Source organism: Croceicoccus mobilis (assembly GCF_001661965.1).
Classification (GTDB): domain Bacteria; phylum Pseudomonadota; class Alphaproteobacteria; order Sphingomonadales; family Sphingomonadaceae; genus Croceicoccus; species Croceicoccus mobilis.
This window is the reverse complement of the sequence record NZ_LYWZ01000028.1, coordinates 162,423-178,141: the sequence shown is the minus strand read 5'-3', so window position 1 is coordinate 178,141 and position 15,719 is coordinate 162,423. Positions and strand designations below refer to the sequence as shown.

General features: G+C 62.9%; 16 protein-coding genes and 1 tRNA gene. 9 read left to right on the top strand and 8 right to left on the bottom strand.

Features of this window, described 5'->3' with window-relative positions:
• Position 1 precedes the first annotated feature (1 nt).
• The 8 genes from A9D13_RS18625 (at position 2) to A9D13_RS18595 (ending at position 6,670) form a co-directional block, all read left to right on the top strand.
• Positions 2-508, top strand: coding sequence for a DNA-deoxyinosine glycosylase (locus A9D13_RS18625; protein ID WP_066777246.1), 507 nt, complete (start codon positions 2-4; stop codon positions 506-508).
• Positions 509-614: 106 nt separating this feature from the next.
• Positions 615-782 carry an isopropylmalate isomerase gene (locus tag A9D13_RS20680; protein ID WP_156522178.1) on the top strand — a complete coding sequence of 56 codons (168 nt, stop codon included), beginning with the start codon at positions 615-617 and terminating at the stop codon, positions 780-782.
• An 82-nt stretch (positions 783-864) separates the two neighbouring features.
• A complete protein-coding gene (gene leuD, locus A9D13_RS18620; RefSeq protein WP_066777243.1) occupies positions 865-1,476 on the top strand; it encodes a 3-isopropylmalate dehydratase small subunit in 612 nt (203 codons plus the stop codon).
• An 84-nt stretch (positions 1,477-1,560) separates the two neighbouring features.
• Entirely contained in the window at positions 1,561-1,884 is a 324-nt protein-coding gene (locus A9D13_RS18615) for a DUF1476 domain-containing protein (protein ID WP_066777240.1), read from the top strand.
• A gap of 3 nt (positions 1,885-1,887) precedes the next feature.
• Complete coding sequence (locus A9D13_RS18610) at positions 1,888-2,121, top strand: BolA family protein (protein ID WP_066777237.1); 234 nt, start codon at positions 1,888-1,890, stop codon at positions 2,119-2,121.
• 43 nt (positions 2,122-2,164) lie between these two features.
• Positions 2,165-2,497 carry a Grx4 family monothiol glutaredoxin gene (grxD, locus tag A9D13_RS18605; protein WP_066777235.1) on the top strand — a complete coding sequence of 111 codons (333 nt, stop codon included), beginning with the start codon at positions 2,165-2,167 and terminating at the stop codon, positions 2,495-2,497.
• A gap of 211 nt (positions 2,498-2,708) precedes the next feature.
• Complete coding sequence (locus A9D13_RS18600; RefSeq protein ID WP_066777231.1) at positions 2,709-5,579, top strand: TonB-dependent receptor; 2,871 nt, start codon at positions 2,709-2,711, stop codon at positions 5,577-5,579.
• Positions 5,580-5,593: 14 nt separating this feature from the next.
• Positions 5,594-6,670, top strand: a complete 1,077-nt coding sequence (locus tag A9D13_RS18595) for a phytase (RefSeq protein WP_066777610.1) — start codon at positions 5,594-5,596, stop codon at positions 6,668-6,670.
• A gap of 691 nt (positions 6,671-7,361) precedes the next feature.
• Here the strand turns inward: A9D13_RS18595 and A9D13_RS18590 are convergent.
• The 6 genes from A9D13_RS18590 to A9D13_RS18565 all read right to left on the bottom strand — a co-directional run bounded on the left by A9D13_RS18590 (position 7,362) and on the right by A9D13_RS18565 (position 14,380).
• Positions 7,362-9,593: a CehA/McbA family metallohydrolase domain-containing protein gene (locus A9D13_RS18590; RefSeq protein ID WP_156522177.1), complete on the bottom strand. Its 2,232-nt coding sequence runs from the start codon at positions 9,591-9,593 to the stop codon at positions 7,362-7,364.
• 13 nt (positions 9,594-9,606) lie between these two features.
• Positions 9,607-9,840, bottom strand: coding sequence for a Rieske (2Fe-2S) protein (locus A9D13_RS18585; protein ID WP_066777228.1), 234 nt, complete (start codon positions 9,838-9,840; stop codon positions 9,607-9,609).
• 31 nt (positions 9,841-9,871) lie between these two features.
• A complete protein-coding gene (locus A9D13_RS18580; RefSeq protein ID WP_172808227.1) occupies positions 9,872-10,786 on the bottom strand; it encodes a LysR substrate-binding domain-containing protein in 915 nt (304 codons plus the stop codon).
• 141 nt (positions 10,787-10,927) lie between these two features.
• The gene (locus A9D13_RS18575; RefSeq protein ID WP_066777221.1) at positions 10,928-13,162 is read right to left on the bottom strand and encodes a xanthine dehydrogenase family protein molybdopterin-binding subunit; all 2,235 of its coding nucleotides are present in this window, start codon (positions 13,160-13,162) and stop codon (positions 10,928-10,930) included.
• Positions 13,159-13,641 carry a (2Fe-2S)-binding protein gene (locus A9D13_RS18570; RefSeq protein WP_066777218.1) on the bottom strand — a complete coding sequence of 161 codons (483 nt, stop codon included), beginning with the start codon at positions 13,639-13,641 and terminating at the stop codon, positions 13,159-13,161. The genes A9D13_RS18575 and A9D13_RS18570 overlap by 4 nt, the downstream gene beginning before the upstream one ends.
• Positions 13,642-14,303: 662 nt before the next feature.
• Positions 14,304-14,380, bottom strand: a tRNA-Arg gene (locus A9D13_RS18565).
• Between the two features lie 69 nt (positions 14,381-14,449).
• Here A9D13_RS18565 and A9D13_RS18560 point away from each other — a divergent pair.
• A complete protein-coding gene (locus A9D13_RS18560; RefSeq protein ID WP_229665461.1) occupies positions 14,450-15,268 on the top strand; it encodes a queuosine precursor transporter in 819 nt (272 codons plus the stop codon).
• Positions 15,269-15,302: 34 nt separating this feature from the next.
• Here the strand turns inward: A9D13_RS18560 and A9D13_RS18555 are convergent, their stop codons facing one another.
• Positions 15,303-15,512 carry a PspC domain-containing protein gene (locus tag A9D13_RS18555; protein WP_066777215.1) on the bottom strand — a complete coding sequence of 70 codons (210 nt, stop codon included), beginning with the start codon at positions 15,510-15,512 and terminating at the stop codon, positions 15,303-15,305.
• A complete protein-coding gene (locus A9D13_RS20675) occupies positions 15,509-15,649 on the bottom strand; it encodes a hypothetical protein (RefSeq protein WP_156522176.1) in 141 nt (46 codons plus the stop codon). Before A9D13_RS20675 ends, A9D13_RS18555 begins: the two co-directional genes overlap by 4 nt.
• Between the last annotated feature and the right edge of the window lie 70 nt (positions 15,650-15,719).

The following is a 15,719-nucleotide window of genomic DNA, read 5'->3' as shown; positions in this document are numbered from 1 at the left end:
TTTGTCCGACCGAAAAACCGGTTTCGAGCCTGTTGTCGATGACCGCACACGCCTGCTGGTCTGCGGCAGCCTGCCGGGCGACGCCTCGCTGCAGGCAGCGCAATATTACGCCCATCCGCGCAATCTGTTCTGGCACCTGATCGGCCATGCTGCGGGCATCGCCAACCTGCCTGCCCTGCCCTATGACGACCGCCTTGCCGCCCTGCTCGATCGCGGCATCGGGCTTTGGGATGTGGCGCGCTCGGCCAGCCGCAGGGGCAGCCTCGATGCCGCCATGCGCGATATCGACCATGCGGACCTGCCCGCCCTCGCCGCGCGATTGCCGAAACTGGAAGCGATCGGCTTCAACGGCGCGACCGCTGCGAAGATCGGGCCACGGATGATGGCCGATTCCCTGCGAATCACGCTGATCGACCTGCCTTCCTCCAGCCCGGCCCATGCCGCCATGACCCGCGAGCAAAAGCAGGAGCGATGGTCTGCCCTTTCGCCGTGGATCGCATGCCGGTGACGCTCTGGCGGATAAACCGGTGCGTCCGGTTGCATTCGCCCCGGCACACTGGCGATAGCATCAGGTAAAGGGTGAACACGCCCGAAGACATGAAACGGATGATCTGATGAGCGAAGACAACAGCTGGACCTCGAAGGCCGCGATGGCCGGGGCCGCGATCGGTTCGGCGGCGCTGGCAGCCGCCGTGCTCTATGCATCGCGCCGGATGGAGCGCGGCAAGAAGAAGCCCGCCACCTCGCCTGTGCCCACCGGCGAAGCGCCTGAAACCGATTGATCGCGTTTTTCCCGCTCCGACGGGCGGAATCATGCGCAATCGGCGTTGAGAACGCCGCCAAAGCCCCATATAGGCTGGGCCCATGCAGAAGATCGACCATATCGAAGGGCGTGCGATTCCCTTCGGAGCGAAGAACGTCGACACCGACGTCATCATCCCCGCCCGCTGGCTGAAGACCATCACGCGTGAGGGGCTGGGACAAGGTGCGTTCGAAACGGTGCGTGCGAAGGAAGGCAATGTCTTCGACGATCCGCGCAATGCCGGCGCGCCGATCCTGATCGCCGGCGATAATTTCGGTTGCGGCTCCAGCCGCGAACATGCCGCATGGGCCCTGCTCGACATGGGCGTGACCGCGGTGATCGCGCCGAGCTTTTCCGACATCTTCTCGGGCAATGCCTTCAAGAACGGCATCCTGACCGTGGCGCTGCCGCAGGAACAGGTCGACCGGCTGATGGAAGTGGCCGAGACCGACGAGATCTCGATCGATCTTGAAAACCAGACCGTGACGACGCCGTTTCAGGATCGCTTCACTTTCGAGATCGATCCGTTCCGCCGCCACTGCCTCCTCAATGGCCTCGACGAAATCGGGCTGACGCTGGAGCGCAAGGACGCTATTTCGGCCTATGAGGCAAAGTCAGCCGATGCGCTGTCCTTCCTCTCCGGCCAGCAGGTCGCCGTTCCCGGCGCCGCCTGAAAAAGAATTGGGCCTGATCATACATTGGGCCTGACTATATAAAGGGGGAGCGCCCGCCGGGCGCCACGTGAAAGGACACAAGCGATGACCGATTTCAACGACCGCCGCCGCGCCGAGGAAGCCAAGGCCGCGATGGACGAAGAGATGCTGTTCCGCATCACCGCGCGCCGCAACCGGCTGGTGGGCGAATGGGCCGCTGGCCTCATGAACCTCTCGGACGTCGAGACCGAGGCATACAAGAAAGCGGTCGTGCAGGCCGATTTCGAGGAAGCGGGCGACGAGGACGTGATCCGCAAGGTTCTGGGCGACCTGACCAGCGCAGGGGTCGATGCCGACGATGCCAAGGTGCGCGCCGCCCTTGAAGAAAAGATGATCGAAGCCCGCCGCCAGCTGATGAGCGAGAGCTGATCCATGGCAATGGAAGCAGAAAAGATCGAGGAACTGATCCGCGCAGGCATCCCCGATGCAGAGGTGACGATCCGTGACCTTGCAGGCGATGGCGACCATTACGCCGCGCATGTCGTGTCGGCGAGCTTTGCCGGCATGACCCGCGTGAAGCAGCACAAGGCGGTCTATGAAGCGCTGGGCGGACGCATGGGCGGGGAACTTCACGCCTTGCAACTGACCACCGCGGTTCCCAATTGAGCACCACACTGATTTTTTGAATATCCAAGCGGGATCTGCAGTAATGGCCGAAATCGACGATCGCATCACCGACATTGTCTCCAAGGACGATGTCGTCCTTTTCATGAAGGGCACGCCCCTTTTCCCGCAGTGCGGCTTTTCCAGCCGCGCGGTCGCGATCCTCGAACATTGCGGCGTCGCCTATGGCTCGGTCGACGTGCTGCAGGACATGGAAATCCGGCAGGGCATCAAGGCATTCTCCGAATGGCCGACGATCCCCCAGCTCTATGTAAAGGGCGAGTTCGTGGGCGGCAGCGACATCATGATGGAGATGTTCGAGGCGGGCGAACTGCAGCAGCTGATGAACGAAAAGAACGTGGCCAAGGCCGAGGGCTGAGGCCCACTTCTCAACCCGAATTACGCAAAAGGGGCGGCGCCAATGGCGCGGCCCCTTTTGCATATGCGCCATGCGCTAGTGACAGCCGGGCGACAAAATTGCGAATGTCACCAAGCTGCAACCGAACTGTCGCGTCCCTGACTTGAACACCCCCTAGCGAGCGGCCCGACGAAGGGGCCGGTTGCCCCGCGCTCAATTCAGGGGGTCATCCATGAGCAATCGCACATTCCGCCGCGCCTTGGCGCTTACCACCGCCATTACCGCGATCTCCGCCGCGCCGCAGGCCATGGCAGGCACGATTGACGGATCGGTCGTCGACGCAACGGGCACCCGCGCGTTGCAGGCAGCCGAAGTCACCATCATCGAACTGGGCCGCACCACCCATGCCGCGCGCGACGGCAGTTTCCGCTTTATCGACGTTCCCGCCGGCAGTTACACGCTGGAAGTCCGCTATGTCGGCGCGGCGACCGAAACGATGGCCGTCACCGTTAGCGCCACCGGCAGCGTCACGCAGCAAATCGCGCTGGGCGCAAGCGACAGCTCGATCCTTGTCATCGGGCAATTGGCGAACCAGGCCAGCGCATTGTCGCGCAAGAAGGCCGCCGATGTGGTTTCCGACGTTCTGACCCGCGATGCCATCGGTCAGTTTCCCGACCAGAACGTGGCGGAATCGCTGCGCCGTCTGCCCGGCATCAATGTCCTCAACGACCAGGGCGAAGGGCGCTTCGTCTCGGTGCGCGGGCTCGATCCGGAACTGAATTCCACTTCGCTGAACGGCGTGCGCCTGCCAGCACCCGAAAGCGATGTGCGCTCGGTCGCGCTGGACGTGATCAGCTCGGACATCATCGAATCAATCACGGTCAAGAAATCGCTCACCCCTGACATGGACGGCGACACCATCGGGGGCAGCGTCGAGATCGAGACGACCAGCGCCTTCGACCGCAAGAAGGACCTTTGGAGCGCCCGGATCGAAGGCAGCTACAACGATTACGCCAATGTCGTGACGCCCAAGATGAGCTTCGATTTCGCGACCAAGCTTTCCGACGATCTCGGCATCTCGGGCGGCGTCTCTTACTACAAGCGCAAATTCGAGACCGACAATATCGAGGCCGACGACTGGGTACAGGAAGGCGGCATCCCCTATGCGACCGAGGTGCAATACCGCGACTATGACGTGGAGCGCGAGCGGATCAGCGCCACGCTCGGCCTCGACTTCAGGGCCAGCGATACGACCGAGCTTTACGTGAAGGGCGTGTTCAGCCAGTTCGACGACCAGGAATACCGCCGCCGCCTTACCTTCGACCTTGGCGATTTCGAGGATGGCGATGTCAGCTATGACGGCCAGACCGTGACCTATTCCGACGCCGACCAGGAATGGACGGCCGAACGCGACATCAAGGACCGTTTCGAACGCCAGCGCATCTGGAACGTGGTCGCAGGCGGCAAGACCGAGCTGGATAGCGGCTGGTTCGCCGAATATTCGGCCAGCTACGCCAAGGCATCGGAACAGGAAAACGGCTCGCTCGACCCGACCCAGTTCGAGCAGTCGTTCGACAATCAGAACGTTGGCGTCGCCATCGACTATTCCGATCCGCGCGTGCCGCTCTTCTCGATCGTGGGCGACAGCTATGCGTTTCGCGACGATACCGCCTATGGGCTGAAGGACATCGAATATGTCACCGGCTCCGACGCGCAGGACGAGGAATATGCCGCGACCTTCGACCTTGGCCGCGAATTCGCGATGGATGCGTCCAGCCTGACCCTTCAGGCCGGCTTCAAGGGCCGCTGGCGCGACAAGACCTATGACAAGTCGGTCGAATTCTATGAAAACGACGACATGACGCTGGCCGATGTGCTGGGCGCGAGCACCTATCGCCTCATCTCCATCGACCCGGTGCCCAGCTATGACGGCGCGACCGATTATTTCCGCGACAATTTCGACAGCTTCGAATTGCAGCAGGCCGACAGCCAGTTCGACAGCGCGGTAGAGGATTACACCGCCAGCGAGGACATCATGGCGGGCTATCTGATGGGCACCTTCGAGACCGGCCCGCTGACCGCGATCGGCGGCGTGCGCTATGAGCATACGAAGAACAGGACCACCGGCAACGCCGCGATGCTTTATGAAGAGGGATCGACGCTTGGCACCGATTGCGCCAATGCGGGCGTGGTGGCCGATGACGATCTTGTCTGCGTCGGCACCTATGACTTCAGCCGCAGCTATGGCCACTGGCTTCCCAGCCTCAATCTCAAATACGAGCTGTCGCCCGAGATGCTCGTCCGCCTTGCCGGATATCGCTCGATCATGCGGCCCAAGCTCTCCGCCCTCGCCCCGCGTTTCGAGGTGGAGGTCAATGACGAGGACGAGATCGAGGGCACTTTCGGCAATCCCTATCTGAAGCCCTATGAAAGCTGGAACCTCGACGCGAGCGTCGAATATTACATGTCCTCCAACGGCGGCATCAGCGCGGGCGTGTTCTACAAGGACATCGACAATTTCATCTATGAAGCCGAATATAATGCTGAAGACGGCCCCTATTTCGGATCCTATCGCGGCATCGATTTCGACGAGGCGGTGATCTACGAAAACGGCCTGTCGGCCAGCGTCTTTGGCGTGGAACTCTCGGCCTCGCAGGTTCTCGACTTCCTGCCGGGCCTGTTGTCGGGCTTCCTCGTGCAGGCGAACTACACCTACACCGATGCGACCGGCGACGTGGCGGTCGATGGCAGCCTTGCCGAAACGCGGGAGATCAGCCTGCCCGCTTCGTCGAAGCATACGGTCAATGGCGTGCTGGGATATGAAAAGGGCCCGGTCAGCCTGCGCCTTGCGGGTACCTGGCGCAGCAAATATCTCGACGAGGTGAACGGCGAGGCAGCGGAAGACCGCTGGGTCGACGATCACTTCCAGCTCGACCTGTCGGCCAAGTATCGCCTGACTGAGGCGGTCCAGCTCTATTACGAATGGGTGAACATCAACAACGCCAAGTATTTCGCCTACAACACGATGGGCGGCCAGCGGAACCTCTACCAGTACGAGGAATATAACTGGACCATGAAGTTCGGCGCGCGGGTGAAGTTCTGATGCTGGAGCGGATCATGAATGCGAGGGCGGGTCTGTCCGCCCTTGCGCCCGCACTCGTACTGGCCGCTTGCGCCGGGGCGGAAGCGCCTGCTTTCTCCCCATGGCCCACGGGCACTGTCACCGCCTCGGTCGAAACAGCGCCTGTCGGCACGGCCAATGCCGATGCCGCAGACGATCCGGCGATCTGGCGCAATGCGGCGGACCCTGCGAAATCCATCGTGCTGGGCACCGACAAGAAGGCGGGCATTTATTCCTATGATTTGTCGGGAAAAGTCATGGATTTCGTCCCCGCGGGCCTTTTGAACAATGTCGACCTCGTCGAACTCGCCGATGGCACCGTGCTTGTCGCGGCGAGCGATCGGACGGAAGAAACGGTGGCGCGCATCGCGTTCTTTACGCTGGCTGCCGATGGCACTTTGACGGCCGGCCCGAAACTGCCGGTGGGTTCGGGAGAAGCCTATGGCTTTTGCATGGCGCCCGCCGCTGCGCCGGGCCAGCTGGCACGCAGCTATGTCGTGACCAAGGCCGGGCCGGTGATCGAAACCGTGCTGGGCGGAACAGCGGACGCACCGATCGCGATTTCCACCCGCACGCTTGCGATCCCCACCCAGTCGGAAGGCTGCGTCGTCGATCCGCGCACCGATATGCTTTACGTCGGCGAGGAGCTTGTCGGCGTTCACCGCTTCGACCTTTCGGAAGCCGATCCCAAGGGCGAGATCGTCGCAAGCGCCGATGGCCTTGCACTGGTGGCCGATGTCGAGGGGCTGGCGCTTGCTCCCATGGGCAAGAATGGCGGCATGCTTATCGCGTCGAGCCAGGGCGACAATGCCTATGTGGGTTTCATGCTGCCCGGAATGGAATATGTCGGGCGCGTCCGCATCGGCGATGGCGAGATGATCGACGGGACCAGCGAAACCGACGGGATCGCCTTTGCCGCGGGCGATTTCGGGCCGGCATTCCCGAACGGCATCTTCATCGCGCAGGATGGCGATAATGCATCCGAAGGCGCGTCTATCAGCGGGGCTTCGACCCAGAATTTCAAGCTGGTGCGGGGCGATTCCCTGATCGCGGCGCTGGGGGCGAAAAATTAACGCCCGAAACCCGCAATTTCGCAACTGCACAATGGCAGATACGATAACGGCCGGCCCCGAAAGGGTGCCGGCCGTTAACTTTTCAGAATATCCATCTTAAGGATTCTTTCCCCGCTCAGATGGCGCGGAGAAGCTTTTCCCAGAAGGTCGGTTCATCCATCGGCTGCAAAGCGCCGAATTTCATATAACGCTGCGAAGCATCTGAATATGGACGCGGAAGAGTCCAACGATCCGGAGCGCTCGTGCGATAGCTGGGCGTGAACATGGCTCGGTTTACCTCATGCAGTTTGTATCTTGCCGCTTGAACCCTCAGAGCCACATGCTGGTTCCCGTGTCGAACCGGTTAACTATGCCTGTCGGCTTGGCATTCTGTCGCCACCACCCCTTTTGCCAAGCATTTTTGCGGCGCAAAAAGGTTAACGGCGCCGTTAATTTTTTTTGAAAAATTTTTGCGGTTTTGCGCCGAATCCCGTCGATTCCGATGGTTAACGGCGCGAATCACCTGCGAATCACTCGCCGTTTCGCCCACCGCCGATCGCCCGGATCAGCGTCGTCGCCGCCGTCTGGCGACAGCGAATGACGATGCGGTTTCGCGGCTGTGCGCATTCAGCCGATACACGCTGCGCAAGGCGCGAAAACGGACGGCAAGTCGCGCGCACCGGGCCAGCGGCGCGCCCCCGTTACCCTGCGGTCAATCGCGTCCCGGCACCACCGGCTGCGTCATCGCGCCGTTTCCAGCCGTGTCCCAGGCGGCGAAACGCACCCATTTTGCGCCGCTTCCGTCAAAAGGAATGCTGAAATGGCGCGAACCCATGGCAGGCAGGTCGCTGGTATCGACTGCCTCGCGATGCGTCTGCCTGCCATCGCCCCAGATGACTTCCACGATATCGAGCGGGAAGGTCCATTGGACATCCGCCTCCAGCCGCGCCGTGCGGCCCCGCCCGGTGATGCCCGCATCGGGGATGAGTACCTCGCCCGAGGTGACGAAGTAATCGCCCCGGTTGAGCACTTCATTGACCGCGCCATAATCCTGTCCCGCTGGCAGCGCATCCAGCCTGAGATAGTTCACCGGATTATTGGCATAGATGTCGTCGCCCGGCTTCTTGTCGAAAGTCTCGGTAATGGCGAGGAGATATTTCGGGCGCGTCCCGCGCACCGCCGCCCAGTTGTTCATGTCGTCGAACAGAGGCAGCACCCGCTTGCCCGAAAGGCGGCGTTCGGACAAGTCCGACCCCATGCCCCAGCGCCAGCCGGCACCGCGATACCAGTCGGAATTGAATGCCGGGCCGTCCTTGATCGCGTCGGGATAATGGGTCGATCCCTTGGTCCGCGGATGCGGCATGTATACCAGCATGCCGGTCTCCTCGATCATGCGCGCCGCTTCTTCGGCATTGCCCAATCTGTAGACCGTGTCGCCGTCTGCATCGACCGAACGGAACGGCTCGTCATCGGCCCTGTGTTCCAGCCAGAGCACGGGGCGTGACTGCAACACGTCCCAGTGACCGCCAAGGATGTTGATCGCCTCGACATTGGGGATGACGAGGAAATCGCTGTCGCTAAGCCGTGCCGCGCCGTCGTAATAGGCCTTCAGCACCTCCAGCCGCATCGGGCCGCCGGGATTGCGCTGGTCGGGGAAAATGTCGGTCACGCTGGCGATGTCGATCCCGCTGGCGCGAAGCGCGTCGAAATCAGGCAGGCGCATGTCGGGATCGCCAGATGCCAGCAGCCGCTCCCCCATGCCGAGGTGATAGTGATGCGCCATCACCTTGTAACCGGGAAGCTGCGCGTAACGATCGCCCCGGGTAAAGGCGAGCGCCTCGTCACGCGCGGCTTCGGCCCCATCGGCGGTAGGATAAAGGAAGAGCGCCATGCGCTGCTCGCTGCCGGGAGGCGCGCCATAGAGCGTCCAGTTGGCGCGGAATTTCTCGCGCACTTCCTGCTCGCCCTGCCTGATGCCAAAGCCAAATGTGCCGTCGCTCGATTTCTCGTACCAATTATAGCCGACGACCTCCTCCAACTCCCGCGCCCAGAAGAAATCATGCGGCGGCGGGAATGCGGCAAGGCTGGCGCCATTGCCCGTGCTGGCGACGATCAGGCGGTTGGCAGCCTTGATCACGGCTGGCGCGTCATTGGCCCGGCCCGTCAATGTCGTATGCTGCGCCCCGCCCGCCAGATCGCGCCAACCGACGCGCGTTTCGGGGCCGATCGGAATCCCGGTGATGCCCACGTCATATTTATAGGCGACCGAAGGCCTGTCGGTGGATGCGACATATTCGACCTTGATCAGATTGGTTCCGCGAAATGCGGTGATGACCAGATCGCCCGCAAAAGGCCCCGCGCTGACCCCGCCGAAACGGATGGTCGCGCGCGACCCCTTTCCGGTGACGGTGCAGCTGTCGATGGCATAGGTAAGCTGACTGCGCTCGATCTCACCGGGTGAACGCGGCAGGCCGGGCTGGTTGGCGATGCCGTCGATCGGCGGCTGGTTTGATGAAGCGAGCCGGGCCGATGGATCGGGTTCGCGCAGGTCGAGCGGTGCGTCCCAGAACGCGTCCCATTTGTGGCGGTCGACCTCTTCTGCCGTGATCTCCACGCCCAGCTTGCGCAGCGGGGCAAGCTGCTGGCCCGTTATGCGGCGCATGCCAGAGGTGATGGTATAATCGATCGCCGCATCGCGCAGCACGGCGGTGCCGGCGATGTCCAGCCTTTCGATGACCGGCTGCCCGTCCTTTACCGCCATGCGCAGGCGCATCGGCTGGTCGTCCCCGCCCCGCCAGTCCAATTCCACCCCGCCCGATATGGTGGTGGCAGCCAGATCGGCATGCGCCCACGCGCCATCCACGCTGCAGCTTTCGGCCGCGTGGATCGGCGCCGGAGCAGCAAGGCAGGAAAAGGCGGCAATCAAAAGGACAGGAAATCGCATAACAGGCACCGGGTCAGGACAGCTGGATGTGGATCGCGCCATCGCGCATTTCGGACTTGTAGCAGGTGAGCGCGATATTGCCCGGCCCTTCAGGCGCTGCGCCATGCTTCACGTCAAAAAGCGGCGAGTACGCCGGGCATTCGATGCACAGGCCATCGCTATCTGGCAGATTAAGCCACATCGGCTTCAACTCCTTGCCCGGGTCCCACACCGCGGTAATGGCGGCGGCTCTGGCTGTTTCGGTCATGCTTGCACCATCTGCTTCGCCTGCGGAGGCGTTAGAGGGAAACGTCCTGAAGCCAGCGGCGAAACCGGCGTATGTGGTCGGCACCCCACTCCTCTTCCCGCGCGAGGAAGGTATAGGCACCGAACGAGACCGCCTCGAACTCGCCGCTTGCCGGCTTGATCTCGACCAGCTCTCCCGATGAAAGCGCATCGCCGATGATGAACCGATTGGCGAGCGCGATGCCATGCCCCTTGCGCGCCGCGCTCAGCGTCAGATGCGCCTGCCATAGCCGCGCTCCGGGGATCGGGGCCGAAACGCTGACACCCTGCGCCTCAAGCCAATGGCGCCATTCGTCGTTGCTCTCTTCATGCAGCAGCGGCAGGCCGAGCATGTCGCCTGCATCCCTGATCGGGGGCATGGTCGCGATGAATTCCGGGCTGGCCACCGGAAACACGGCGGGGCGCGAGAAATCGGCCCGGTGCAGGATTTTCGGCAGGCTGGTCGTCTGCCAGTCGCGCAGATAGCGGATATCGCAATCCACCTCGCGCGATCGGAAATCGGCCAGATTGTCAGCAGGGCGAAATTCGACGTCGAGATCGGGATTGGCGCTGATGAACTCGCCGATATGATCGCTCAGCCACAACAGCGCAAAGCCCGGCGAGCACCAGACGCGTAGTTCCCGCTCACCTTCGGGCCCCAGCACGCCTGCCGTCGCGTTGACGATCAGGTTGAGGGCGACCGAGATCTTGTCGTGATATTCGGCGCCCTCCTCGGTCAGGCGGCTGGCCTGTCCGTCGCGGATCATCAGCGGGGTTTCCATCAACGATTCCAGCGATTTGACATGGCGGCTGACGACAGCGTGATCGACGCCCAGCTCCTCTGCCGCCTTGCGTATGCCGCCCAGTCTTCCGACCGCCTCGAACGCGCGCAATGCGGCCACCGGGGGCAGGAAGCGCTTATCGATCACGGGCGCTGGTCCGGAGCATGGCGAGGTGACGCGGCATCGTGCCCCGTCGATAGAAGCATGACGCAGCAACGCAAGCCCCGCATTACCGCGAGGCCCGCGAAACCCTGTCAGTTCGCACCACCTTCGACGGGTCTGTTCCAATCAGGCGAGCTGCGTGCCGATCGGCAATTGCCGGATACGCTTGCCCGTCGCGGCATAAAGCGCGTTGGTCAGCGCCGGGGCAAAGGGCGGCAGGGCAGGTTCGCCCATGCCCGAAGGCGCCTCGGTGCTGGGCACGATATGCGTTTCGATCCGCGTTGCCGCCCCGATCATGCGCATGACCTGATAGCTGTCGAAATTGGTCTGATCGACTGCGCCATTCGTCAGCGTGATCTCAAGCTCGCGCGCGGTGGACAGCGCATCGTTGATCGAGCCTTCGTTCTGCATGGCGATGCCGTTCGGGTTGACCGCCACGCCGCAATCGATGGCCGATACGACCCGGTCGACGGAAAATGCGCCCCCCTCGGTCACGGTCACATCGACGACATGGGCGACATAGCTGCCGAACGAGAAATGACCCGCGATCCCGCGCGCCTTGCCGCCGCCCGCTTCCGGCCCCTTCCATGCCGCCTTTTCGCCAACATGGCGCAGCACGCCAGACAAGCGGGCGAGCGTGTATTGATCGCGCCCGTCGCCATAGCTGCCCTCGCCCTCCAACAGCTTAAGCCGGAAGGCCAGCGGGTCCTCGCCCGCCGCTTCGGCCAATTCGTCGACGAAGGCCTGTTCCGCCCAGCCGAAAATATTGGCGCGCGGCGCGCGCCACCATCCGCGCGCCACCGCGCTATAGATCGGCATGAAATCATAGCGGCGATTGGGGACCAGCACGCCCGGCGCATCCTCGGTCGGGACTTCGCGGCTCGATAGCGCCTCGATGCTCTGGTCCTCGCTGCGGCGATAATTGATCGAATGGCTGGCGACGCCATGCTTCCACCCGATGACGCGATTATCGGCATCGAGCGCGGCTTCCATCAGATGCACGCCGCCATTGCGATAGAAATCGGTCCGCATGTCGCATTCGCGGGTCCACAGCAGCTTGACCGGACGGTCGACCGCCTTGGCGATATAGACCGCTTCGGCGACCTGATCGGTGGCGAGCCTGCGCCCGAAACCGCCGCCCGACCGCGTCATGGTGACGTCGATCTTTTCCAGCGGCAGGCCGGTGATGGCCGCCACCGTACGGGCGCAGCTGCCGGGCTGCTGGCTGGGGGTGATGATCGTTGCCTTCTCGGCGGTGACATGGGCGATGGTGTTCTGCGGCTCCAGCGTGGCATGCGCCACGAGTGGGGCCTGATAGCGCGCCTTCACGACCTTGGCCGCATTGGCGAAGGCGGCATCGACATCGCCCACTTCCTGCACCTTCAGCCCCTCGCCCCCGGCCAGCTTTGCTTCGGCCTCTGCCACCATGTCGGCGCTGTTTTCCGCCGTCGGCGGGTCGGTCCACTCCACGGCCAGCGCGTCGCGCGCTTTCAGCGCGGCCCAATGGCTGGTCGCGACAACCGCCACGCCCGCGCCGATCGGGTCATAACCCCAGACCTGCCCCGGAGTCTGGTCGGGCAGGCGCACCACGGAATGCACGCCCTTCATCGCCTTGGCCGCGCTATCGTCGACAGAGGCGACCTGCGCGCCGACCTGCGGCGGGCGCAGCACCACGGCGTGGAGCATGCCTTCCATCTTGTGGTCGATGCCGAACATCGGCTTGCCGGTCACGATGGCCAGCGTATTCTTTTGTTTCTGCGGCTGCCCGACAATGCGGAAATCCGCCGGGTCTTTCAGCGCGATTTCGCCATCGGGCAAAGCGCGGACAGCGGCCCCTGCCGCCAGCTCCCCGTAAGCGATACGGCGATCCCTTGCCGCATCGACCACCCAGCCGCTCTCGGTTTCGAGAGTGTCCGGCTTCACCTTCCAGCGCGCGGCGGCTTCCGCCACCAGCATGGCGCGGGCGATCGCCCCCACCTTTCGTGCCGGGGTCCAGCTTGTCATGATCGCGCGCGAACCGCCCGCCCCTTGCGCAAACACGCCTTCGGGCATGCCGCCGGTGTCGGTCGACTTCAGCTGCGGGGTCATCATTTCGGTCTCGACCCGGCTCCAGTCCGCGTCCAGTTCCTCGGCGATCAGCATGGGAACGGATGTCAGCGTGCCCTGCCCGATCTCGGTCGTGGCGGTGCGGATCAGGATCGTGTTATCGGGCCGGATCTGGACATAAAGCCCAAGGTCCTGCGCCGCTGCGGCGGCATCGCCCTGCGCGGCGCGGGCAGCCGCGCCGCCCACCGTCAGCATCATCCCGCCCGCATAGGCGCTGACCCGAAGCAGGCTGCGACGATCAAGGGCAAGCGTCATGCCTTCTCTCCCGCTTCGCCTGCGGCTTTCGTCAGCTCGGCAGCGCGCTTCACGCCTTTCATGAGGCGGGCATAGGTGCCGCAGCGGCAGAAATTGTTCAGCTGTTCGCGAACTTCGGTCTCACTGGGGTCGGGCGTATATTTGAGGAGACCGATGGTCGCCATGATCTGCCCGGTCTGGCAATAGCCGCACTGGGGCACGTCTTCCTCGATCCAGGCCTGCTGCACCGGGTGCAATTCGCCGTTCTTCGCCAGCCCCTCGATCGTGGTGACGGCGGCGCCGTCCACCGCTTCGACCGGCATGACGCAGCTGCGCGTCGGTTCGCCATCGATCAGCACGGTGCAGGCCCCGCAACTGCCAATGCCGCAGCCGAATTTCGTGCCGACCAGGTCCATCTCTTCGCGCAGGAACCAGAGCAGGGGCATGTCGCCCTCTTCCGCGGTGACCTGCCGGTCGTTGATGGTGAAGCTGTAGGCCATGGTCTTTCCCGATCCCGATTGAACTGCGCAGCGACCTTGGCCGACCGCGCCGGCTGGCAGCAATTGCACGGGATCCCGGGATTTGAAAGGCGCTATCAGCCCCGTGGGCGGTGACTAAAGATCACCATCCGGCGTTGCGTTTCGCACACCGGCTTCCCCGCGAGGCGTCAGAACCGGCACGCCAGGGGCAAGGTACATCATGCTCTGGATAGACGTCGCGCAAAGGCGCGCCTGATATTGCCATCGGCACAGAGGTAGGATCTCGTCGGGCAGATCTGTATCGGCAGACCTGCGTGCCGCGTTCAGATCCTGTTTTCGAAAACGAGCGAGTCATTCTCCCACAGCCAGGCCCAGCTGCCGAATGCCTCGCGGTCCATGCGCTCTTTCGCCCGGTCGATGTTTGCGGCCTGAAAGCTCAGATGCTTCGATATACCGCTGCCGTCGGCGAACTTTACCCGATATGATTGCAAACCCTTACTCCGAAATGGATTCTGCCCGGCCTAACGTCCAAAGGCATCAAAGTTTCCATTCGGATGGGACGAAACGTGTCGCGATTTGTATCGGGTTCGGAGACGGACCAAATTGCCCCGAAAGAAGCAGCACGCCCGCCTGCCGCCCGCATTATGTGCCGCCAGATGGCGAACCGGCTTGGATGGTGAGATTGGCGCGCCCTGCAGGAGTCGAACCTGCGGCCTCAAGATTAGAAGTCTCGTGCTCTATCCAGCTGAGCTAAGGGCGCGCGCTGGCGATGCGCATAGCGGCGTCATCCCGCTCCTGCAATCGGCTAGGCGCTTTGCTAGCAATCCAAATGGCGCTATCGCCCGTTCTCATGCAGCCAGACAGCAACGCGCCCGCCCAGGCCGCGCGCAATCCCGCCCAACCGCCGATCGGCGAAGCCCAGCACGACCCGAAGCTGGCGCCCGCCCCGTCGCAATATCGCTGGTTCGACTTCGTGATGGCGGCCTTCGTCACCATCCTGCTGCTCTCGAACGTCATCGGCGCGGGCAAGGTGGCCGCGATCGAATTGCCGGTGGTGGGGCTGTGGCCTTTTGGCGCGGGGTTGCTGTTCTTCCCCGTGTCCTATGTCATCGGCGACGTGCTGACAGAGGTTTATGGCTATGCCGCCGCGCGCCGCTGCATCTGGGCAGGCTTTGGCGCGCTGGTCTTCATGGCGTTCATGAGCTGGGTCGTCGTCGCCATGCCGCCCGCGCCCGAATGGGGCAATCAAGCCGCTTATGAAGCCGTGTTCGGTCAGGTGCCGCGCATCGTCCTCGCCTCGATCATCGCGTTCTGGGCGGGCGAATTCGTCAATGCCTATGTGCTGGCGAAGATGAAGGTCTGGACCGGCGGGAAATGGCTTTGGACCCGCACGATCGGATCCACCATTTTCGGACAGGGGGTGGATAGCGCCCTGTTTTACCCCATCGCCTTTCTGGGCGTGTCGGGCTGGACGACCGATCTGGTGATCTGGGTGGCGATCACGCAATGGGTGCTGAAGACCACGTGGGAAGCGGTGCTGACTCCGGTGACCTATGTCGTGGTGGGCTGGCTCAAGCGGCGCGAGGGCGTGGATGTTTTCGATGCCAGCACCGATTTTTCGCCCTTCGCGCATCGCGAACAGTCATGAGAGTTGGAAATTGGGGAGCGCCCGAGAGCGCTCCTCAATCCGCGATAAGCCCGATCAGGATATAGACCAGGATCAGCGATCCGACGCCAAGCAGCGTGCCTGCAACCCAGGCGATGCGCACCAGCGTCACGTCGATGCCGAAGTAATCGGCGATCCCCGAGCAGACACCCATCAATTTCGCATTGCGCTTGTCGAGGTGAAACTTGCTCGGGGCGTTGTTATTGCCATTCATCAGATTGCTCACGCCATCATCCCCTGCGAGATCGGAGCGTCGAGGTTAACATCCTGCGGAGCAACCGTCACGCCGAAGGCCGAGATCGAGATGGCAAGCGCCATGACCATGGCAACGGCCTGCGAGGCGAATTCGGAAGACTTGAACATTATATTTCCCCTTTAGTTTGGTTCGGATCGGGCCACATGCCCTCCATGCCAAATACTTTGCAGGGACCGT